The following is a 19,618-nucleotide window of genomic DNA, read 5'->3' on the forward strand; positions in this document are numbered from 1 at the left end:
TCAAGAACCGCGCATAGCGCCAACCCGGACCCCCGCAGGCCCGCCGCCGCTGCGCTATGTGAGGGCTACGCAGCGCCGGGCCTGCTCAGCTCAAAGGGGTCAATTTTGAATGCCGATAGGGGGTCAGCTTTGGATGCCGATTGACACGCGGCAAGGGCGTGGGATTTGTGATCCCGAATCTGCTCACCTACAAAGGCTCTGCCGTGGTACTCGACGTGAAAGGCGAGAACTTCCGCGAGACCTCGCGCTTCCGCGCCAGCATGGGTGACAAGGTCTTCCGCTTCGCGCCGACCGACTGGGATCGACCGACCCACCGTTACAACCCGCTGGCGCGCATCGCGGCCATGACCAACCCTGACCGGCAGCAGATGGAGCTAAAACTCACCGCGAAGCTCTTCCTGCAGACCGACAACGAAAAGCTGAGCGGGCTTTTGGCCGGGGGTATCGACCTCTTCGTGGCGGCCGGTATGCTGGCCTTCGAGCGCGGCGTGCCGACCATCGGCGAGATCTATCGCATCACAGCCTCGGGGGGCGACAAGCAGAAGGAATACCTGAAGCGTTCGCAGGAGGTGAAGAACAAGTCGGCCAAACTGATCTTCGAGCGTATGGCATCGACCAACAACGACACCCTCACTTCCTACCTCTCCCTCCTGATGACATCGGGTCTCGACACTTGGGACAACCGCGCGATCGACGCGGCCACCGCGACCTCTGACTTCTCATTCCGGGACATCCGCCGCCGCCCACATGCGATCTATCTTGTGGTCGAGTCAGAGATGATCCGACCGCTTGCCCCGCTGATCCGCCTCTTCTTCTCGGACCTGATTGCCTCGCTGCAAGCACAGGAACCCGGCGATGACGAGCCTTGGCCCGTGATGATCATGCTCGACGAGTTTGACCGGCTCGGGAAAATGCCGATCGTCGCCGAGAGCATTAAGACGCTGCGCTCTTTCGGCGGCAATCTCGCCATCGTGACCCAGACGATTCCCGCGTTGGACGAGATCTATGGTGAGAACACCCGCAGGTCGCTTCAGGGCGGCGCCGGCGTGAAGCTCTACCTCACCCCGTCCGAGCAGAAGACCATCGAGGAGCTGAGCCAGGCTGTCGGCAAGACCACCAAGCGGGTGGTGACCCGCTCCCGCGCTGTTGGACGCAACCCATTCGAAGGGCGCAGCGTCTCGGAGAGGACAGAAGATACCCCGCTCCTGACCGAGGATGAGGCCCGACGCATGGACCTCGACGAGGTCATCCTCGTGATCGACGCGCAGATGCCGATCCGGGCAAGAAGGGTGAAGTATTTCGAGGACCCAGTGTTGAAGGTTCTGCACGCCGGTCAATCGGGGAGTTTCCCGTATCCGGACGAGGACGGCCTGCGGCGGGATCGGCAGATGACCGAGACCCGCGAGACGGTGGAGAGGCTGAAGCAGGAACTGCAAGAGATGCGGGCGGCAAATGTCGCGCGGGACGTCGGCGCGAATGCGCCGAGCGCAAAGACGACTAATCCAGGGAGTTCAGGGAAAGCCCGCAGCCGAGCGGCTCGGGCTGCTGCGACAGGTGGTGGCCAGGGTCAGCTGTCACTTGATGTCGAGGGATTGGGGATCAGGGGTGCTAACCGGGCGGCGCTGGAATCCGCCGTTCAAACGACTAGGACGATAATTGCGGAGCATGGATGAGTTTCTCAACTGCGGACCTTCGCGCAAGGCGCGGCGAATAACGGCTCCGAGCCCAAAGTGCTTGATGCTGCGATGTGCACGAATGCCCGGTTCTGAGAACGTAGACTGGCGAGACCTACGGTTTGCAGCCTTTTCTGTCAGTTTCTCTTCCTGAGGTGATTCATTCACGCTTCGTCACAGACGCAGCGAATTCCCGTCTTAAAAAATCCATATTGGGCCACGACCAAGTAGAGGTGAAACATACAGGAAATTTCGCGATGTTAGATGATGGTGCCCGACCAGCCGTAAGCCGAACTGGCCTAATTCTTAAACCATTGCCTGATCGCGCAGAGCCCTTCAACACGGCCTACCGTATCGGCGGCGCGCCAAATTTGCCTGAGGGGCTAAGCTGGCCAATGCCGCACGGCACGCCCTACCATTTTTTTGCGCAGGTTGATCTGGCGCTTTTGCGGCAAAACTGCCCAGCGGGAACCGAGCTGCCGGACATGCCCGAGACGGGCACCTTGTTCATCTTTTTGTGTCTTGAGCATTGGATGGATGATCCTCAGCCTGTCATTTTGTATACTCAAGAACCTTTGGAAAGTGTTCCCGAACGCGCGCCTCCTGAAAACCTGGCACATCTTTTGGACAACGACACCGCGCTTGCGGGACTGGTGCACGAAGAAGGCGTATCTGAGGACGGGAAACTGCTGCGGCGTCAGAATGTGGATGTGCTGCCTTTTACCTCTTTTCCAGATGGTTGGCTGAAAGATGATGAACTATCGCAGCGCCAGATGGATGAGTTGGAAACCTTGTTGGGCCGCCTCACACCGCTGCCTGATCCACATGCCCCCCCTGAGGGGGTGGAGGCACCATGGATGTCTGAGCTCCCTTTGCGGTTTCGTCAGGATACCAAACTGGCGAAAGCACATCTGGACTGGGAGATGCTCTTTGACTGGTCGAAAGAAATCTACATGGGCCTGTTGGACCTGATCCGCGACAAGCTGCGCGACAATGTTCCACAAAATATGCCGCCGCAGAGGCGACCGGGCATCGACGAGATCAATGAGCTCTGGGAGCGGGCAAATTGGGAGCATCATAAATACCAATTTTGGCTCCTTTACTTGCAAGTCTTCTTGAACCCGGATTCTGACTATCCGTTTGACTTCAGATTGCGGCATTTCATGGAAATTTCGCAAATGTGTCGTGGTAAGGTGCCTGCACGCGTGCGGCGTAATTTTTGCGCTCTGATTGCGGATATTGAGCAGGCTGCCAATGACGGGACCATGGTGCATCTGGAACCGGTGGCCCTACCCGAATACGCTGCAATCGCTGCCGAAGATCTGGCCGAAGTCGCCCGAAAGGCGCTTGCAGTGCTTAAGCCAAGAAGAACTGGGCCTGAGCCACGCCGTCCTGCGCCCGCGAATTGGGACGAATACGTTATTCGAGAAACCACTTTGCCCGAGCGGACAAAAAACAACTACAATTTGGCAGGAACAGGTATCATTCCGTTACAGATGTTTGGCTTCGGTTATCTGTTGCAGAGTGCCGCCTATGAAAATCAGGACAAAGAGCTTTTACTACAAGTTGGAGACCCGTTTGGAACGCCACTCAGTTTTGCAAACCACGGCGCTGTGATCCAAATTTGGATAACCTCCCACGACCTGAAAGCTGGTCAATTTGATAGCGCGACAGCCACTTGGGAGTTCACGTGAAAATTTTGCTCTGACTCAGAGAACCGGACACTCGAACAACTGCAGCGAAAACACGCTTTGTCCGCATTGTGAGCTTTGCCGAAGGCCTTGGCGAACGTCAGCTCATCGACGTCTATCCTCTCAGCCGTTTTGCCCGTTCCGCCATCCTGACTAGCTGCGCGCTGGCGGTCACTGTAGCGGTCCGTACGACTGCAGGTGCCTGCACCGCACCCCGCCCGATCGCTTCGCCTGTCGGGAGCGCCCCGATCCGCGCCCTGCCCTTTACGCCGTCGGTATTGAAGATCCCTCGCATGATCCCGATCGATCCAGCGGCAACAGCAGGCGTCGCCGCCACCATCAGGTTCCCCGATATCCCTCGCACGATCAGGGGTGTTGCTGCCACAAATCCCTTGGCCAGGAACACCATGACGAAGAACGGCACCAGCGATCCGATGTTGGTTGCCGAGTTCGGATCACCGAGCTGGGCTAGCAGCGAATTCGCCATGCCGACGACGGTAGAGAACATTGCTGCGATTACGATGGGGTAGAAGGCATAGCTGACTGTCGTCGAGACCCATCTGTGGAAGAAATCTTTGGTCGCGTCGAAGAGCGACAATGCAATCATGATCGGAGCAAGGCCGAGCATGAGGGTCAGCATCATCTTGGCGAATATGAGGACGATGCCGGTCATGAAGCCAAGGAAGCTCAAAAGAATAAGCCCGATTCCGCCTAGGATCGCGCCCGTCATCCAGTTCAGGTTGCTGCCGATGGCATTCAGGTACTGGCTGAATTTTTCGATCAGGATGTCGAATTCGCCGGCAAAGTGTGTGGCTCCGGCTCCTCCGCCGCCAACCGAAGACACCAGTGCGCCAGCGACGTAGTCCAAGCCTCCAATGACTGCGTTTGCTACTGCATTGAAGTTTGCCCAATTGAAGGCGAACAGACCGATAAGGGTCAGCTTGATCAGGTACCAGAAGAAGCTGGCCCCATCCATGCTGCGGAACTGGAATGCCATGTTGATGCAGACGCCGATTAGCGAAAGCGTGACCATCAGCAGGACGATCGTGCCGGTATTGCTTGCCACGGCCCCGAACTGGGACTCAGCCGCATCGACAAGGAACGCGTCTGCCGTTCCGACCATCCAGCTGACGACGCCCATTACCAGTTGCCTTGAGCTTCGCAGATTGTACGCACGCTCGGCTCGAGTTGCTTCCTTACTTCAATCCAGTCGCGGCGAAACGCTGAATGCTCGGCTTGGCTAAGGCCTGCATACCTTTCATGATATTCGCCATCGGAGCTATCCCAAGCGGGAAAGCGGGTTTCACAGCTGCAGTCGCCAGATTCTGCAATCTCCTCCCAGGCACGAATTTCGTACAACTCCATCAAAGCTGCTGCCTTGTAAGCTTCACGCGGATTGATTTCGTCCATCCAGGTCGGGCGCGCCGGACGTTCGTTGCAGATCCGGTATTGTTGCGGCGACATATTGACTGTGAGATCGTTTGAGACCTGCGGCGAAGTCTGCGCCACAAGAGGGCCCGCCAAGGCGGCAAGCATGAGTGCGAGAATTAGTTTTCGCATCTGGGGGGTTCCTTTTTTACTCAGCGGCAACGGAGGGGCTCTTGTTGCCTCTGCCGTCGACCATGTCGAGATTCAAATCGGTGGTTTGACCCGGGAGAAAGAACTCGGTGATTCCGCGCGCGCCTTCATGGCGGCCTGCCTGAATGATCACGTCGATCGAGCCCTCGATATAATCGATCATGTCGGCATAGGTCATCGGCACATCGGTTTTCAGGGCGGCGATGGCGAGGCGGCGAACAGCAAGTTGTGGGGTCTCGGCATGCAGTGTGGTCAGCGATCCACCGTGGCCGGTGTTGATTGCCTCGAGAAACGTCATCGCTTCGCGCCCGCGGACTTCGCCTAGGACGATCCGGTCAGGTCGCATGCGAAGCGTTGAGGCCAAGAGCACATCGGCACTGCGGGCATCCGTGTCCCGGTCCGCGATCAACGTCACGGCATTGGGCTGCTTGGGGCGCAGCTCGGCCGCCTCCTCGATGGTGATGATCCGCTCTTCGGGCGAGATCAGCGAAAGGATCTTGCGCGCCGCGACCGTCTTGCCGGTCGATGTGCCGCCCGAGACGATCATGTTGAGCTTGTTCTCGACGCAGAAGTGCAGGGCGGCGTTGATGTCGCCGGATGTCACCACATCGCGCAGCGCGGCGTTACGTTCGCGGCGCAGGCCTTCGAGGCTGCGCTCCTTGCCATAGAGAAACCCGAGCTTGATCGCCTCGAGCGGCAGGGAGGAGAAGAATCGCAGCGATATGGAGAACCCGCCTTCTACTGCCGGCGGCTGGATCACCTGCGCGCGGATTGGCCGGTCGCGATAGAGGATCGAGACCGAGACGATGGGCTTCTTGGTGCTGAGTGTGGTCGAGGCGGCGGAGGCGATTTGATTGCCGAGGTCCTTGATCTCGGTCTGGGTCAGCGGGCTGCCCAGTGCACGCATGAAGTGATCGCCCTGAAACTCTCCCCAGACTTGTCCGTCAGGATTGATGCAGATTTCGATCGTGTCGTCGCGCAGGACTTTGGGGCCGAAACGGTCGAGCGACGCTTCCAGATAACTTGCAGCCATGTCAGAAAATCTCGAGGTCACGATCAACCATGACCGTGATCCGGGTGCCCTGATCGACATGTATCACTGGCCGGATCGCCAGATAGTCCTGCATCACGCTCTGGGTGCTGTCGCGCAGGTCCGTGCCGACATCGCTCGCGACATCGGCCGCCGCCTCGCTGTCGATCTGACCCGCTGCAGCCGCAGGCAGGGCGCCGATCAAGGAGATCAGCGCGGCGGAGCCGAAGCGTTGCGCGAAACGGGTGTCGACAAACCCGGTGGTGCCAGTACGGCCAAGTTCGTCTCCACCGAAGGCGCTAACCTGCACGGTCTGATTATCGGGCAAGATGATCCGGTCCCATGCCACCATGACGCGCGATTGGGCGAGTGCGACATCGGAGCGGTAGCGCCCGATCAGCCGCGCGCCGCGCGGGATCAGGATACGCGTTCCATCGAAAGAATGGACGTCTTCCGAGACGATGGCGCGGATCGCGCCGGGCAGTGTGCTGTCGAGGGCCGTCTCTGTCACAGCCTGAATCATGGTGCCCTGAACAACCGTGTTCGATGGGTTCGCGATCACTTCGGCACGTGTCACCTGTGCAGGTTGCGCGCCCGAACGAACAAAGGCTTCATCTGCATTCAGTTGCGCGGCTTCCAGCGTATTCTCCCTATCCGCACCCGCGCCCATCCCGGAGAAGGCGATCATAGGAGACGCGATACGCTCTGCGCGGGCCTCGGCTTCGGCTGCGCGGCGCCTTTCCAGTTCGGCCAGCCGCAATTCTTCTTCACTTGGCCCCAATGAGGTCGGCTCTGGTGGTGCAAGCCGTGCAAGTTCCAAGTCCATGCGGAGCTGATCCAATTCGCGATCCCGCTCGGTCAGTTGCCGCTCGAGGGCACGCTGAGCCTCGGCGGAAGCTTCCTGTAAGGTGGCAATTTGCGCCGTCAGGTCCGCAATAGCTTGCTCCGCCCCGCTGTCCGCGGCCTCGGCGGGTCTTGCGCGCAAGTCCTCGAGTTCCGCTCTCAATGTCGCAAGACTTTCTATCAGCGCGAGTTCCGACTCGCTCGGACCTGTGTCCGCAGGCGGGGCTTGGCTGGGCTCCGGGGCAGAAATCGGCGCCAGATCTCCGAATCCGGGGCCGCTGCTCTGGAACTCTTCCGGCGCGGCGGTCGCCATTGGTGCTTCTGCCGACGGCTGTAGGGCAGCCCACGCCAGACCACCTGCTGCCGCGATGCCGACGACTCCAAGGATCGCGGCAAGCGGTGCAGGCCGCTTGTTTGCCTTCGCTTTGCCTGTCGAACCTTCGAGAGCCGCGAGGCGCGCGGCGAGGTCTTCCGTACCTTCGGTCATGATGTGGCCTGCCCTGCGTCCTGGACGCAAACCACATCTTCGCCAAGGCGAAGGACCCATTGTCGGTTGACGCCAGACACGCGGATGACGCCGTCACTCAGTGCCTGGCTGTTCACCGCGCGTTCCCTGCCGTTCGAATATCGGAAGATGGCGGGCACCGGCGCGTTCCGTGCAAACCGGAAATACGTGAAGGTACCATCATCCCAGATGGCCGTCGGCGTGAACTCTTCTCGGGCACTGACCGCATAGTTTGCATTCGGCGCATCGGCCGCAACCGCCCTGGTGGGTTGCACGCGGTTTTCAGGATAGCGAAACTGCACGACATAATGCGGCGTCTCCCGGGCTTCGACGACATGGAAATAGTAGGAGCGGCGGTTGGTGTAGACGGTGATGTTGGTGGCGACGCCAGATGCTGTCGGCTTGATAGCGAAGGCACGGCCACCCGGGACACCGTCGAATTGAAACCCGACCGTATCGCCGGCGATGATCGAGCGGATGGTTTCGCCCTCACCAAATTCGACTGTGGTGACGCGGGTCAGGGTTGTGACGACACGGTAAACCTGGCCTTCAGTCCAGGTCGCCACGCGCACGCGATTGTCGTGAGAGCCTGGGCGGGGCGTGGTCTCGGCCAAGGCAGTCGTTCCCGCGAGCGCGAGAAATCCGGCAGCCAACAGCGTAGTGATTGCAGTGTGAGTCATTCGGAACGGTCCGATCGGATGGCATATTGGGTGACGGTGAAACCGAAAGGGTTTTGCCAGACGTCGTCGATCGCGCGGGTCCGCTCCGGCCGGAATTCGAACATCAACGTGGCAGTGAACGATCCATCTTGTACCCCTTGCGGGCTTGTCAGACGCTTTCTGAGCCGGACCTGGGCGCGGTTTTCGCCAATAAGGGTGATCGAGGCGATCTCAACGGCCATCTCGGCCGCAGCCCCGTATCGCGTCGGCGGATAGTTCTCCTGACCCGATGTCCACATCGCGCGCATGCTGGCCTCGGCCGACCCGGAAGACTGTGCCAGGACACGGCGGACACGAAGATCGTTGTCGAGCTGGTTGTAAGTCTCGCGGTCGAGAATGTAGCGGTAGATTTGCGCTTCGATCACGGCAGGCCGTTCGGCGAGCGACACGGTTTCAACCGTGGCATTGGGGAGCGCCATCCCGGTCGCGGGATCGTAGGGCACAACCACGGGAGGCGGCGTCTCGACCATCAGCGCGACAGCCGCAGCCGTCAAACAGCCGAATACGCCAAAGCCTGCCCCGGAAATGCCGATCATCCGCCAAAGCTGTTCCCGGCGCAGAGCACCGTAGACAAGTTCCTCTTCCACGAGCTCGCGCGCAGTCATCACTCCTACCCCACTCACGGCTCAAGATCCGGCAAGGTGAAGTCCATGTAGCGGCGCTCTTCGGCAACGGTGGCGGCGTCAACCACGCCTGCATTGCCAGCGCCTAGGGTTTGGATCGCTTCCAGCTCCCACATCCGGGTCATGGCGATGGCGAGTTCCGCCGTGACGCGTGTGTTATGATCCATTGAGGCTTTGAGATCTTCCATGTCCGGGATCATCTCGACCAGACGCTCCACCCGTTCGAGAGACTGTTCCGCCTCTGCGTGGCTGTTCTGCGCCGCTGCCGACATCACAGCACCTGTGGTTGCCCGCGTGGCCACGCCTTCAGCGCCCGGATTGCCACTGGTGGCGATTTCGCGGAGTGAATCTTCGTCGAACCCGGCGCTTGCCAGCGCCTGTTCCATCTGCGTGCGCATGGGCCCAGCATTGGGCCCGATAAGAGCGCTCCAATCGCCCGCCTGGATGCCTCGGATCAGGCCGGGGATGTCTTCGAAGTTGGCTTGAAGCAAGGTGTCGAGGTCCCCGCCCATGGCGAGCCCGAGGATGCTGCGCGGCCCGGTGAGCGAGGCATACATCTCGTTCAGCTGATCGAGCTGGCTTTGCAGCATGTCCAGTTGCTCCAACGCATTGTCCAGAAGATCGGTCTGGATCCCGAAATCCTGCAGCATCTGCTGAAGCTGGCGGATTTCCTGGGCAATGTTCTGGGTGTCCACCGTGGGCACACCCTGTGCCGCGGCAGGTCCGGTGACATTGAGGGCAAGCGCGAGAGCGATGCTACCGGCGAAAAGGGAACGGGGCAGGCGCAGGTTCAACGCAAATCCTCCTGACTGAAATCCATGAATTGCCGCTCGGCAGCCTGGGCCGCCGCCAAGGCGATCTGCTCGGCACTGAGTGGCTCGGTTCGGGCGGCCTTGATCCGGGTCCGGATTGCGACCAGCCGGGCCAGTTCGGCCCGGGCATAGGTGTTGAGCGCGATGGCCTCGTGGAGATCCTCGGTCTCACCAATGCGGGTGATGATGTCCTGCACCCGCAGGGCGGCGGCACGGACCGAGACCAGCGAATAGTCGCCATAGACCCCTGCGCCGTGGGCCGAGAGGCTGAAACTCGCGTTGGCGAGGAGCACAGGGTCGATGGTGCCGAGCGCATCGATGCCGCCTACGGCCGCGAGGTAGCTGTTGTACTGCTGCGGGATCACCACGACATAGTGCTGGGTTTCCGCGAAGGGCGGCACACCGCCATAATCCTGCACATTGCCCGGACCGGCGTTATAGGCGGCGAGCGCATGGATGATGTTGCCGTCGAACATGTTCAGCATTTGTGCGAGGTATCGCGCACCGCCGGTGACCTGCAGATAGGGATCGTCGTAATAGGCCGGGTAGATCCCGAGATCGCCCGCGGTACCGGGCATGATCTGGGTAAGTCCGAAGGCCCCCACGGGTGAGCGTGCCCCAATCTGGAAACGACTTTCCTGCCAGATCAGCGCCTGCAAAAGGCAGCGCCATTGCACGAGCGAAAGGCCCGCACGGCCGACCCCGGACAGACTATGGGTGTCGCGTGCTGCGCGGATGATCAGCTCCTCGATCCCCTCCCGGGCATCGCCGAACATCCGCGCCGCCGCTGGATTGGTGTCCTCGGGTGCATAAAGACTGGCGGCCGCGCTTTCGACGTCGTCAACCGCCCCCTGCCCCGCCTCGAGCCCCGCCACGGTGCCGGCCACATCTCCAGCGCCAAGCGACATGGCATCCATCAGCCCTTCGAGGGAGGCGAGTTGCTGACGCTCGATCTCGGCCAGTTCCTCCTCGCGGCTTAGCCGGTCCTGCTGCAGTGTCAGGTCCCGATCGGTCTGCTCGAGGATCGCCTGCCGCTCTGCGAACAGGCGCAGATCGAAGGTTGGCACGCCCTGGGCGACCGCCGGCCCCGCCGCGGGAACTGCCAGTGCAAAGCCGATCATCGAGAGAGGAAGCCAGGTCCGCATTGGCTCAACTGCCCGCACCCAAGAGGACGAAATCGCAGGCCGTGTCGCGGCGCGTGACTTCCGCCCCCATGGTCGAGATCGTGGCGGTGGCGGTTCCTGCCTGCGCAGGAGCCTCGCGAAAATTAAAGCAGTTGGCTTGCGGGGGGTTATGCTGTGCACAGGCTGTCAGGGTCAGGCCGAGCCCGAGCAGCACGACGCTGCGAATGATGGTACTGGTCATGTCACTCTCCAGAAATCAGGACGTTCGCGATAATCGGCGCCGACAAGTGCTTCGCCCTTCTCCATTCCGCCAAGGATGGTCACGAGCGGGCCGAGCGCGCTGAGATCGGCGTCGATCACGACGGAACCACGGTCGTCGCGTACAAGTGCGAGCCGCGAGGCCGAGCCGACGCCCAGAAGCACGTCGAGCTCTTTCTCGGTCAGGCCGAGCATCGCGTAATCTGCAGCCGAGGCGCGAATGTTGGGCAAAAGCACCTGCGTCGGCACGGCTTCGACGATGGTCTTGCCGGTCCGGGTGCGTTCGAGCTGGCTGGCATATTGCGTCATCATGACGACGACGGCGTTCTGCTTGCGGGCAGTCACCAGCCAGTTCGAGAGCCGTTCCGCGAAATAAGCGTTGTCGAGCGCCTTCCATGCCTCGTCGATGACGATGATCGTGGGCTTGCGGTCCTCGATCACGCGCTCGACCCGGCGGAAAAGATAGGACAGGACCGCCATGCGTTCCCGCTCGCTCTCGGAGTCGAGGATGCCGGTCAGATCGAAGCCTGCGACATCGCCGTCAATGCTGAAGCTGTCCTCGGCATTGGCCCCGAAGATCCAGCCATAGCGGCCCTCGGCCGTCCACTCCTGCATACGCTCGAAGAGATCGCCCTCGTCATCGGTCGAGACCAGCAGCGAGGCGAAATCCGACCAGTTTCGCAGGCCCGCATGTCCTGCGCTCGCGTTCTGGCGCACGACTTCCTGCAGTCGGTTGGTCTGAATCGGAGTTAGCGGTCGATCGCGCCGCTCCAAGAGGCTCGCGAGCCAATCAGCAAGCCATGCTTGGCCCCGCATGTCGATCTCGGTCTGGAGCGGATTGAGGCCCGTGGGCCGTCCGGCACGTATCGTCGAATAGCTGCCGCCGAGCGCACGGACGGCCATCTCCATGCCCGCGCGATAGTCGAAGACGAAGACCCGCGCACCTGCCCGCCGTGCCATGGTCATCAGGAAAGCCGCCAGTACGGATTTACCGGAGCCGGGGCGGCCCAGGATCAGCGTGTGCCCACCTGTGGGCTCGCGATCCGGCGCGCCCTGTTCGTGGAAGTTGAAGCGAAAACCACTGCGCTCGGGCGTCGGGAAGAGTGTGATGGGCACGCCCCACGGCACTTCCTTGCCAGTCTTGCCGAGCGGGGTGCGGTGAAAGGCGGCGAGATCGGCGAAGTTGTGGTTCGTGATCGCTGCCTTGCGGCTTCGCGCCCCGGTATTGCCGGGATGCTGCGCCATGAAATGCGCCCGCGCCCCGAAGGCCTCCGAGATCAGGTTGATCCCGGAAGTGGCGGAGATGTTGCGGATCTCGGCCGCGATGTCGTCAAGCGCCGTCTGCGTGCGGGCATAGACGGCCACGGTCATGTGGTGCTCGCCGAAGATCAGGCGTTTGGATTCCAGATCGTCCTGCGCGAGTTCCAATTCCTGGGCGAGACTGACGGCTCCGTCATTGGCGGCCTGCATTAGCCGCAGCTGCCGCTTGATCCGGCCCGCCATGATGTTGGCGTTGATCGGCACAAAAGAGTGCGTGACCACCATGTCGACGGGCAGATTCAACTCGTCGAGCATCAGGCTATCGGTCTTGGCCGGGTAGTTCTTCACCGCAAAGATCGCCCCGAGCTTGTCGCCGACGGCACCGTCCGAGAGTGCGATGGTCGTGCCGCGGAAGGTGACGCGCGTATTGGCTACGTCCTCGGCGATCACACCGAGGCGCGACCGGGGGAAGAGCGGGTGCTCCTCGCCCGTGTTGAGTGAACCGAGGAAGCCCAGAAGCTCGCCGGTGCTTGCGGCCAGCAGGCGGGGCTTCAGCTCATCGAAGGAGGACAGCAGAAACCCCACAACCTCGTCGAGCTTGCGCAAGCGGCGGGTTGTGTCGGCCGCATGTCGCGAGCGAGACGCCCCAAGTCCGTACGGCAAGCGGCTGCCGGTCTCCGGTCGCTTCAGCACCGTCAGGGTCAGCGTCTTGTCGCGCAAACCCGCGCGGCCGAGATGCGCGTGCCATCGTTCGTCGACGGCAGCCGCAAACCCTTCGCCCGGAACGGGCGGCAGGGTCACATCGACCGCTTTCGACACCTTGTGCAGGTAGAAGGAGAACTCCGTCCCGACCTGCGCGACGATGCCAGCCAGCAACCCTCCGATCCGGTCGAGATGCCCGTCCTCGCTCGTGGTGCTGTTCACCCCTTCGAGGCGGATGCACTGCATCAGTTCGTTGCCGCGTGTCCGGATCGTTCGGTCGTTCACGAGGCTCACATAAGGCAGCATCATTGAGAGCCGCTTCTCGCCCTTGACCCATGCGGGTAGCGCGGTCAGCGGATCGATGGCGTTCTCAACCTCATCGACAATTCCATCACGGGGCATAGCTGTCGCCTCCGTGCAGCTTGCGGTTCGTCGTGGGCGGGGTTTCCTGCAGGGTGATCACCAGGACATCGAGGAAGTTCGGATCCCAGTCTGCGGCCTTCCAGAGCGCCGGCCAGGCCAGCCCCGCGAACACAGCCACCACCCAGCTCTGCACCCAGAGGAACAGAAGCGTTGAGCCGAAGAGCCAGACCATGGCGTACATGATCGGCAAGCCCATCAGCTTGGGTGGCCTGAGAAGACCGATGAACACGCGGGACTGGTCAGCCATGGATAGAGCTCAGGTGGTCCAGATGGCGGCGACGATGGTGGGTGCTGCGGCGATGCCGGCGATTGCAACCACGACCCAGAGCGCCTGACGAAAGTCGAGGATGCCAAAGAGCCAGGAAAGGAACACCCCGATCAGTGCGAGCGTGCCAATCACGATCCCCAAGGGACCGGTGATCGCATCGACAATTCCTTGAAGCAGGGTCTGTACCGGCGAGAGGTCGATGCTCTGTGCAAGCGCTGGACCCGCCAGCACGATAAGGGCCATCGCGCCGAGCGCGACGATCGAAGGTCTCGATGTCATGAAAGATCTCCTCTGAGCCGCTCAAACACGGCAGTCACACGGGCCACATGCCCTTGGGTTTCTCGAAAAGGGGGGATGCCGCCGTGGCGTGTGACCGCCTCAGGGCCAGCGTTGTAGGCCGCAAGGGCCAGAGAGCCTTCGCCGAACTGGTCGAGCATCATCAGCAAGTAGCGGGCTGATCCGTCGAGGTTCTGCGCAATGTCATGTGGGTCTACGCCGAGGTCGCGGGCGGTATCCGGCATAAGCTGGCCAAGGCCTATGGCACCGACAGGGCTACGTGCAGCCGGATTGTATGCGCTTTCGACTTCGATATTGGCCCGGTAAAGGAGCGCCCAATCAGTGACTGAAAGCCCTGCGCGACGCAGCGCACCATGCCCGGCATACCGCAGAGCCGTGGTCTCGATCGCATGGAGGATTTCTGGGGTGGCGCGGGCGGCGGATCGAGCCGGGATCGCTGTCTCGCTCGTTGCGTCAGGACCGCGAGGTTCTGCGAAGAGAAAAAGGCGCCCGTTTGCCTCTTGAGAAGAGGAAATCAATTGGCCGTCTGGGCCAACCGAAAAGATGAAACCGTCGGCCAGGGCCGGGGGCGCGGAACAAACGCCTGTACCCAAAGCAACGACGAGCGCAGTCGCGCGGTCAGCTGCCTTTGACCGGAGGCGCGGCGTGGCGCTCGCGGCCACCTTCTTCAAGTGGAATGTTAGCGGTCGTACAGCCCATGTCGGCCAGGAAACTGACAAGGCCAACGATGGTTTTGAAGTCGCGGAGCTTGAGGACGCTTCGGCTGGTGACGAGCATCTTATCGTCACGCCCATCAGTGGCGACGGCGCGGATGACCCACGAGCCGTACCAGCTGTTATGGCGCTTCTCTGCTCTCTCCTTGCAGACCACCTCAATGAGGTAGCCCTCGGCGAGCAAGCCGCGCAGTCCGTCTTCTGTAACCACATTCGGGGCTTCTTCTATCATGGCCTTCCCTTGGGTCCTTGTTCTGCCTGGGTGCAGTATCAGGCCCACGGGGTCGCAACACCGTGAGCGATACAAAACAACATTAATGATAGCAAGACAATAATAACGTGTTGACGAAGTTCGCCTTGCTCCGATAACGGTGATAGCCGACAGAATGATAATCTTAAAGGCGGCAAAGGAGTTTTGCCCTGCGGTTGTTTATTGCGCGCAACGCACCGTTGCTGTTCGCGTTCCTGCTTGGAAGCATGCCGATAGCCGCGGCAGCAGATTGCGTACCTCCCGAACGACCGTTCTTGCCTCAGTCGCGAGAAGACATTCGTGCCTATGCCGATCTGCTGCGTTCTGATTTCGAGGGCTACATTGCCGACATTCAGGAATACTTCCGCTGTCTTGATGCCGAGCGCCAACGGGCGTTTCAGGAGGCGCGCGAGGTCAGTGAAGACTATGGAAGACTGATCGAGCTATTGGACTGAGCAACCGCATGGGCTTAACCGCCGTCGAGATCCTCGTAGTAGACGAGTGCGGGCATGTTGCGGCGCTGATGCACGATGCGCAGGATGACTGCCGCGCCATCCGCCGCATCGAGCCGCTTGTAGAAGATCACGTGTCGCTGGCAATTGACGGACCGCATCCCCGGGACAAAGAGACTCCTGTCCCGGCCCGCGTCGGGATCCCCAGTGATCCGCTCGAAGGCGGTGACCAACTGGCGGTAATAGACGAGCCATTGGTCCCTGCCCCATGTTTCGACGGTGTAGGTGCGTATCTCTTCAAGGTCGGACTTGGCCTGTCCGGAAAGCCGAATCGTCATTCGGGTCAGCGATCAAACGCATCCGGTTCGAAGGCTTGGGCATCGAACTCGGCGAAATCCCCATTCTCGGCCAGGGTGGCTGCCATCTCGAGATCGGCCTTGAGGGCATAGAACTGCCGCGCGCCATCCTTCTCCATCAGCATCCTTACGCCGGCGCGCACGACTTCGCTCAGATTGGCGTAGGCGCCGGACTCGATCTGCGCCTGCACATATTTCTGCATCGGTTCGGTCAGGTGGACGTTTGGCATCAGACTCTCCTATCCATGCTCAATCGTATCAGATACTGCCATAAATCTTCAAGCGCATGTTCGATCCCAACATAGGCCACAACACAGGATCGTTGCTCCACCCGCCCTTCCGTTCCCGGATTCCAGCCGGAGAACCGGGCTCGACAGTTTTCCGACACTGCCCTTCCCGGGACCATGGGCGCTGCGACACGCCGTTTGACGGGCTCATGCGGTCTGTTCTTCCGTGACCGGTTTCGTGGCCGTATTGGAACGCCATATTTTCTTTTTGTAACAGTTGTTTGTTTGGCAATGGACGTGAAAGGAGGCCGCAATTTTGGCCGCTTCCAGGACGCCTCAAGAGCTCAAACCGTCATCAGATCTTGGAAGCCGTCACGCGACACAAGCGAACAATCGCAAGTAGCCATCAATCAAATGGCCTTGCTATCGGTAATGTTGTTTCGTATCGCTGCACCATTATAGATGGAGTCGGCATCATGAAGCACGTGATCCATGGCGTGGCAACAGCCACGGCAATAAGCATATCCGGACTAATGGCCTCGTCAGGTCCGGCTCAGGCCTATCAAGTGGACTGTGCGATCCTCCTCTGCCTTGCGGGCGGCTGGCCTGCCTCCGCGCCCTGCGCCCATGCCAGAGCGGTCTTCATTCGGCGGATCACGCCATGGCCGATCGAGCCGCCCCTACAAATCTGGCGGTGTCCGATGGGTGTGTCGTTCAACGAACCAAGTCCGTTGTCGCCTATGGAACGCCTTTATGACATCACGTTTCGCGATCCGCCCGAACCGCAGGTATCGACTCCGATACCCCTTGTTCGCGTCCAGGCGGATGAACAAGCCGACATCGACATCTCAGGCGACGCCTTTGATTTCGTGCGCAGCATTCGCGTCTATCACATTCAGTACCGCCAGCATGAAAACCGAGATGGCGACTGCAATCGCACCGATTCCACGCGATTGGGGTCCTACGGAGTGCAGGGCGACTACCGATGGACAAGATCCAACGTGGGCCAAGTGCCGGCTGCATCTGGCCTGAGCATCCCGAATGGATGCGGCAGCTACTTCTACCGCTCCGTCTTCGTCGACTGGCGTGATCACGCCGGGAACTATGGTTCTGAAGAAGTTCGCTACTGACAAAATCTGCACGCGGTCTTGCCGCGCGCGTCATCACAACCCCGCACGAAAGGCTGTGCAAAGCCCCCAAAAAGGAGACGACGCCAGACCGTGAAGCCTGACGCCGTGCTAGAAAACTCCGTGAACAAGAGTTTCCTAGCGCACCGCCAAAACACCTGCAACCAGCAAAGTTGTTTTGCTGGCAAGAATGTTGTTGTCTCACGACATGGCGTCGGATCTCCAAGGAGACCTCGACCATGGAACCTACGACCGGCCTGATCCTGCGACGGATCACGCAGACAAATCTCTCTGTTGCTGCGCACAAGCTTGCTACTCTCATCCTCGATGCCATCGCCTGGAAGGATGGCTACAACGGTTTGCCGCGCGGAACGGCAGCCTTCACCCTCTCTGCCCTGGCGGAGAAGATGGGTGTCTCACGACAATATCTTTCGGTTCTTTTGAGCGAACTTGAGACGTCGGAGTTGCAGCTCGAGCGGGCGAAGCCGAATGGCAAGTTCGCGCCCTGGATCTTTCGGTTTTCCGCCTTCGACGAGGAGAGTGAAACCCATGATCTCGTGTCAGGTGAAGGCGACACATCACTATCTAGAGATAATAATAACAAAACTATCTTCTCAGGGCTGATCGAAATCACCGAGAGTTCGAACGTTTTTCAGACCAGTTGGGCAGAGCTCATCAAAGCAGCGAAGGCCACGTTGCCCTGCTGGAACATCGACACCCAGGTCATCTGGGATCGCTTCCTCGCCTTCAACCGGTCCCGAGGCAACGGAAAGGTGCCGGCCGGCTTCCTGCTTGGCTTTATGCGACGATGGCGGAATTCGCCAGGGACTCCGCCTCGTCCCGAGGTGAAACCATCGCAGAAACGGGTAGCAGACCCCAAAGAGCGCGAATTGCTGAGACAGATGCAAGCCGCCCCGACTGCGAACCGCCAGTTCCACGCGTCCGACCTGTGTCGTTTGATCGGTCACGCTGCCTACGAAGCGCGAGTACTGGATGTAATCCGCAAGTTTGGGTGTCAGAGGTTCTCAGCAACCTTAGCGGTGCACGGACGAGCGGTGTTGGCAGGCGAGATTTCGAGGTAGGCTCGCTTTGGGGCCGGGAAAACCCTGCGTGTGAACGTAAAGATCCGATAGTTAAGTTTATGTTAATTTACCCTCCAGATCCCTTCTTCCTGAGCCACTCGCGATTCAGAAAGAAGTTTCTGTAAATGAGCCACAACATTCCTTTCGGCGGCCATTACAATATGCGGGTCAGATTTCTTGTAGACTGAAGCGGCGATATTCTGGACTGTATCGGAAGTATTTAGGAGATGCTTGAGGATCTGGGTCTCGCGGCGCATCCGGTTGGCAAGTAACCGTTCGATGTAAGGGCGCGGATCCTGGAGTACGGGCCCGTGACCCGGCAGGCAGATCCTATCGTCGCGATCAATAAGCCGTTGAAGCTGGTCGCAGTAATCACGCATGTTGCCGTCAGGGGGGCTGACGATCGAACTGTTCCAACTCATCACGTGGTCGCCCGTGAATAACACTCCATCCAGCCTCGCAAAGCAGAGGTGATCGCTCGCGTGACCGGGTGTGTGAAGGACAGTAAGACCGGCAATCCTTTGCCCGTCTTCCAAAAACCCGTCGGGTTGAAATGCATCGTCTGGAAAGGCACGCGAAACATAAACGGGCAGACCTGTCCGTTCGCGCAATCCCGGCACGGCACCGAAATGATCGGAATGGTGGTGTGACACTAGAATTCCGGCCGGGTTGCCTCCCAGATTCTCGACAATTGCTTCGAAATGTGCACTGTCTTCTGCTGGACCCGGATCGAGAATGAACCGACCGTCAGGTGTATCAATGATGTAGCTGTTCGTCCCGTGATAGGTCATCTTCCCGGGATTGCTCGCAACGATCCTCAGGATTCCCTCGGCCACCTGTTCTGCACGCGCGCGACACGGTTCCGGCTCTGTGTGAAACATGCTGCGTTTTGTCATTGAATACGACCACTTTCTGACAGTGAAAAGTCTGGGACTTGCAAAGCCGCCTTTTGCTTTGCATAGCTTTGGAAGCCTCGGGCTGGCGTCCAGCGCCGGTCAGAACCGGCGCTGGAACAAGGCAACAAAGCCCAGCAGTCAAGCGTGACCCCGATTATGGAAACCTGTATACAGCACTACAGCAATTGCTGCCTTCGTCAGGTCTCCAAGCAGGAACGGGTAAAGCCCGGCGTTCAGCAATTTTTCGCCATAGCCGACAAAGCCACCCAACCAGAATAGCCCTGCGCAATACATAAGTATCGAACCGGAGAGGACCGCTACAGATGCTCTGATTGAAGGCGGAAGCCCTGCCAGCTTTTGAACCATCCATCCTGCAGCCGCCGCCGCGAGCGCAAACCCAATCAAGAATCCGCCAGTGGGACCCGCAAAATAGGCCAGACCCGCCGGTGCGGGAGGCGTGCCAGCGAAAACCGGCAGGCCAAACAGACCTTCCAGAAGGTACGCAGCGACAACTAGACTACTGCGCACCGGCCCCAGGAAAAGGCCGAGACCCAAGACCACCAGGGTTTGTGTTGACATCGGTACCGGGTAGAACGGCACCGCGATTTTGGCGGATAGTGTCAGAAGTATTGTGCCGATGAGTATTATTGAGATCTCTCGGGTCAGTCTTGCGACCGGTTGGCGTTGAGTGGCTTCCAAATTCATCTGT

General features: G+C 60.0%; 22 protein-coding genes and 1 pseudogene. 5 read left to right on the forward strand and 18 right to left on the reverse strand.

Annotation, left to right across the window (positions count from 1 at the left end; genetic code table 11):
- Nucleotides 1-146: 146 nt before the first annotated feature.
- A pseudogene (locus tag FLO80_RS12400) lies at nt 147-1,673 on the forward strand (type IV secretory system conjugative DNA transfer family protein); the annotation flags it as partial.
- A 233-nt stretch (nt 1,674-1,906) separates the two neighbouring features.
- Nucleotides 1,907-3,367, forward strand: coding sequence for a DUF1963 domain-containing protein (locus tag FLO80_RS12405; RefSeq protein WP_146611071.1), 1,461 nt, complete (start codon nt 1,907-1,909; stop codon nt 3,365-3,367).
- A 112-nt stretch (nt 3,368-3,479) separates the two neighbouring features.
- Here the strand turns inward: FLO80_RS12405 and FLO80_RS12410 are convergent, their stop codons facing one another.
- The 14 genes from FLO80_RS12410 to FLO80_RS12475 are packed head-to-tail and all read right to left on the reverse strand — an operon-like array spanning nt 3,480 to nt 14,751.
- Entirely contained in the window at nt 3,480-4,505 is a 1,026-nt protein-coding gene (locus tag FLO80_RS12410) for a TrbL/VirB6 family protein (protein WP_111368580.1), read from the reverse strand.
- Nucleotides 4,505-4,924 (reverse strand): hypothetical protein, encoded by a 420-nt coding sequence (locus FLO80_RS12415; RefSeq protein ID WP_054540766.1) that lies wholly within the window; start codon nt 4,922-4,924, stop codon nt 4,505-4,507. The genes FLO80_RS12410 and FLO80_RS12415 overlap by 1 nt, the downstream gene beginning before the upstream one ends.
- 16 nt (nt 4,925-4,940) lie before the next feature.
- Nucleotides 4,941-5,975 carry an ATPase, T2SS/T4P/T4SS family gene (locus FLO80_RS12420; protein WP_111368581.1) on the reverse strand — a complete coding sequence of 345 codons (1,035 nt, stop codon included), beginning with the start codon at nt 5,973-5,975 and terminating at the stop codon, nt 4,941-4,943.
- 1 nt (nt 5,976) lies between these two features.
- Nucleotides 5,977-7,302 carry a TraB/TrbI/VirB10 family type IV secretion system protein gene (locus FLO80_RS12425; protein WP_111368582.1) on the reverse strand — a complete coding sequence of 442 codons (1,326 nt, stop codon included), beginning with the start codon at nt 7,300-7,302 and terminating at the stop codon, nt 5,977-5,979.
- Entirely contained in the window at nt 7,299-8,000 is a 702-nt protein-coding gene (locus FLO80_RS12430; protein ID WP_149187078.1) for a TrbG/VirB9 family P-type conjugative transfer protein, read from the reverse strand. The genes FLO80_RS12425 and FLO80_RS12430 overlap by 4 nt, the downstream gene beginning before the upstream one ends.
- Nucleotides 7,997-8,644, reverse strand: a complete 648-nt coding sequence (locus tag FLO80_RS12435) for a VirB8 family type IV secretion system protein (RefSeq protein ID WP_072704058.1) — start codon at nt 8,642-8,644, stop codon at nt 7,997-7,999. Before FLO80_RS12435 ends, FLO80_RS12430 begins: the two co-directional genes overlap by 4 nt.
- A 14-nt stretch (nt 8,645-8,658) precedes the next feature.
- Nucleotides 8,659-9,456 (reverse strand): type IV secretion system protein, encoded by a 798-nt coding sequence (locus FLO80_RS12440; protein ID WP_111368584.1) that lies wholly within the window; start codon nt 9,454-9,456, stop codon nt 8,659-8,661.
- A complete protein-coding gene (locus tag FLO80_RS12445; protein ID WP_111368585.1) occupies nt 9,453-10,619 on the reverse strand; it encodes a lytic transglycosylase domain-containing protein in 1,167 nt (388 codons plus the stop codon). Before FLO80_RS12445 ends, FLO80_RS12440 begins: the two co-directional genes overlap by 4 nt.
- A gap of 4 nt (nt 10,620-10,623) precedes the next feature.
- Nucleotides 10,624-10,839, reverse strand: a complete 216-nt coding sequence (locus tag FLO80_RS12450; RefSeq protein WP_111368586.1) for a hypothetical protein — start codon at nt 10,837-10,839, stop codon at nt 10,624-10,626.
- Entirely contained in the window at nt 10,836-13,220 is a 2,385-nt protein-coding gene (locus FLO80_RS12455; RefSeq protein ID WP_111368587.1) for a VirB4 family type IV secretion/conjugal transfer ATPase, read from the reverse strand. Before FLO80_RS12455 ends, FLO80_RS12450 begins: the two co-directional genes overlap by 4 nt.
- The gene (locus tag FLO80_RS12460) at nt 13,210-13,488 is read right to left on the reverse strand and encodes a VirB3 family type IV secretion system protein (RefSeq protein ID WP_009574151.1); all 279 of its coding nucleotides are present in this window, start codon (nt 13,486-13,488) and stop codon (nt 13,210-13,212) included. The genes FLO80_RS12455 and FLO80_RS12460 overlap by 11 nt, the downstream gene beginning before the upstream one ends.
- A gap of 9 nt (nt 13,489-13,497) precedes the next feature.
- Nucleotides 13,498-13,788: a TrbC/VirB2 family protein gene (locus FLO80_RS12465; RefSeq protein ID WP_054540759.1), complete on the reverse strand. Its 291-nt coding sequence runs from the start codon at nt 13,786-13,788 to the stop codon at nt 13,498-13,500.
- On the reverse strand, nt 13,785-14,468 hold the full coding sequence (locus tag FLO80_RS12470) for a lytic transglycosylase domain-containing protein (RefSeq protein WP_111368588.1): 684 nt from the start codon (nt 14,466-14,468) through the stop codon (nt 13,785-13,787). Before FLO80_RS12470 ends, FLO80_RS12465 begins: the two co-directional genes overlap by 4 nt.
- Nucleotides 14,425-14,751 (reverse strand): hypothetical protein, encoded by a 327-nt coding sequence (locus tag FLO80_RS12475; protein ID WP_111368589.1) that lies wholly within the window; start codon nt 14,749-14,751, stop codon nt 14,425-14,427. Before FLO80_RS12475 ends, FLO80_RS12470 begins: the two co-directional genes overlap by 44 nt.
- Nucleotides 14,752-14,996: 245 nt before the next feature.
- Between FLO80_RS12475 and FLO80_RS12480 the strand changes: the two genes are divergently transcribed.
- Nucleotides 14,997-15,224: a hypothetical protein gene (locus FLO80_RS12480; RefSeq protein WP_047998281.1), complete on the forward strand. Its 228-nt coding sequence runs from the start codon at nt 14,997-14,999 to the stop codon at nt 15,222-15,224.
- A gap of 14 nt (nt 15,225-15,238) precedes the next feature.
- Here FLO80_RS12480 and FLO80_RS12485 read toward each other — a convergent pair whose 3' ends face one another.
- Both FLO80_RS12485 and FLO80_RS12490 read right to left on the reverse strand, forming a co-directional pair.
- Complete coding sequence (locus FLO80_RS12485; protein ID WP_017468227.1) at nt 15,239-15,559, reverse strand: type II toxin-antitoxin system RelE/ParE family toxin; 321 nt, start codon at nt 15,557-15,559, stop codon at nt 15,239-15,241.
- Nucleotides 15,560-15,564: 5 nt separating this feature from the next.
- A complete protein-coding gene (locus FLO80_RS12490; protein WP_008336111.1) occupies nt 15,565-15,807 on the reverse strand; it encodes a type II toxin-antitoxin system ParD family antitoxin in 243 nt (80 codons plus the stop codon).
- Nucleotides 15,808-16,280: 473 nt separating this feature from the next.
- Here FLO80_RS12490 and FLO80_RS12495 point away from each other — a divergent pair, with 473 nt between their 5' ends.
- Both FLO80_RS12495 and FLO80_RS12500 read left to right on the forward strand, forming a co-directional pair.
- Entirely contained in the window at nt 16,281-16,934 is a 654-nt protein-coding gene (locus FLO80_RS12495) for a hypothetical protein (RefSeq protein ID WP_074940749.1), read from the forward strand.
- Nucleotides 16,935-17,170: 236 nt separating this feature from the next.
- Nucleotides 17,171-18,013 (forward strand): hypothetical protein, encoded by an 843-nt coding sequence (locus tag FLO80_RS12500; RefSeq protein ID WP_111368590.1) that lies wholly within the window; start codon nt 17,171-17,173, stop codon nt 18,011-18,013.
- Between the two features lie 62 nt (nt 18,014-18,075).
- Here the strand turns inward: FLO80_RS12500 and FLO80_RS12505 are convergent, their stop codons facing one another.
- Nucleotides 18,076-18,894 (reverse strand): MBL fold metallo-hydrolase, encoded by an 819-nt coding sequence (locus FLO80_RS12505; RefSeq protein WP_111368591.1) that lies wholly within the window; start codon nt 18,892-18,894, stop codon nt 18,076-18,078.
- Between the two features lie 153 nt (nt 18,895-19,047).
- Nucleotides 19,048-19,614 carry a biotin transporter BioY gene (locus FLO80_RS12510; protein WP_074838768.1) on the reverse strand — a complete coding sequence of 189 codons (567 nt, stop codon included), beginning with the start codon at nt 19,612-19,614 and terminating at the stop codon, nt 19,048-19,050.
- Nucleotides 19,615-19,618: the final 4 nt, after the last annotated feature.

The organism is Aquicoccus porphyridii (assembly GCF_008369105.1).
GTDB classification, from domain to species: Bacteria; Pseudomonadota; Alphaproteobacteria; order Rhodobacterales; family Rhodobacteraceae; genus Aquicoccus; species Aquicoccus porphyridii.

Bases quoted from the DNA above. Each gene is read 5' to 3' on its own strand.
- FLO80_RS12410 (WP_111368580.1), bottom strand. From the start codon at position 4,505: ATGGGCGTCGTCAGCTGGATGGTCGGAACGGCAGACGCGTTCCTTGTC.
- FLO80_RS12415 (WP_054540766.1), bottom strand. From the start codon at position 4,924: ATGCGAAAACTAATTCTCGCACTCATGCTTGCCGCCTTGGCGGGCCCT.
- FLO80_RS12420 (WP_111368581.1), bottom strand. From the start codon at position 5,975: ATGGCTGCAAGTTATCTGGAAGCGTCGCTCGACCGTTTCGGCCCCAAA.
- FLO80_RS12425 (WP_111368582.1), bottom strand. From the start codon at position 7,302: ATGACCGAAGGTACGGAAGACCTCGCCGCGCGCCTCGCGGCTCTCGAA.
- FLO80_RS12430 (WP_149187078.1), bottom strand. From the start codon at position 8,000: ATGACTCACACTGCAATCACTACGCTGTTGGCTGCCGGATTTCTCGCG.
- FLO80_RS12435 (WP_072704058.1), bottom strand. From the start codon at position 8,644: ATGACTGCGCGCGAGCTCGTGGAAGAGGAACTTGTCTACGGTGCTCTG.
- FLO80_RS12445 (WP_111368585.1), bottom strand. From the start codon at position 10,619: ATGCGGACCTGGCTTCCTCTCTCGATGATCGGCTTTGCACTGGCAGTT.
- FLO80_RS12450 (WP_111368586.1), bottom strand. From the start codon at position 10,839: ATGACCAGTACCATCATTCGCAGCGTCGTGCTGCTCGGGCTCGGCCTG.
- FLO80_RS12455 (WP_111368587.1), bottom strand. From the start codon at position 13,220: ATGCCCCGTGATGGAATTGTCGATGAGGTTGAGAACGCCATCGATCCG.
- FLO80_RS12460 (WP_009574151.1), bottom strand. From the start codon at position 13,488: ATGGCTGACCAGTCCCGCGTGTTCATCGGTCTTCTCAGGCCACCCAAG.
- FLO80_RS12465 (WP_054540759.1), bottom strand. From the start codon at position 13,788: ATGACATCGAGACCTTCGATCGTCGCGCTCGGCGCGATGGCCCTTATC.
- FLO80_RS12475 (WP_111368589.1), bottom strand. From the start codon at position 14,751: ATGATAGAAGAAGCCCCGAATGTGGTTACAGAAGACGGACTGCGCGGC.
- FLO80_RS12480 (WP_047998281.1), top strand. From the start codon at position 14,997: ATGCCGATAGCCGCGGCAGCAGATTGCGTACCTCCCGAACGACCGTTC.
- FLO80_RS12485 (WP_017468227.1), bottom strand. From the start codon at position 15,559: ATGACGATTCGGCTTTCCGGACAGGCCAAGTCCGACCTTGAAGAGATA.
- FLO80_RS12490 (WP_008336111.1), bottom strand. From the start codon at position 15,807: ATGCCAAACGTCCACCTGACCGAACCGATGCAGAAATATGTGCAGGCG.
- FLO80_RS12495 (WP_074940749.1), top strand. From the start codon at position 16,281: ATGAAGCACGTGATCCATGGCGTGGCAACAGCCACGGCAATAAGCATA.
- FLO80_RS12500 (WP_111368590.1), top strand. From the start codon at position 17,171: ATGGAACCTACGACCGGCCTGATCCTGCGACGGATCACGCAGACAAAT.
- FLO80_RS12505 (WP_111368591.1), bottom strand. From the start codon at position 18,894: ATGTTTCACACAGAGCCGGAACCGTGTCGCGCGCGTGCAGAACAGGTG.
- FLO80_RS12510 (WP_074838768.1), bottom strand. From the start codon at position 19,614: ATGAATTTGGAAGCCACTCAACGCCAACCGGTCGCAAGACTGACCCGA.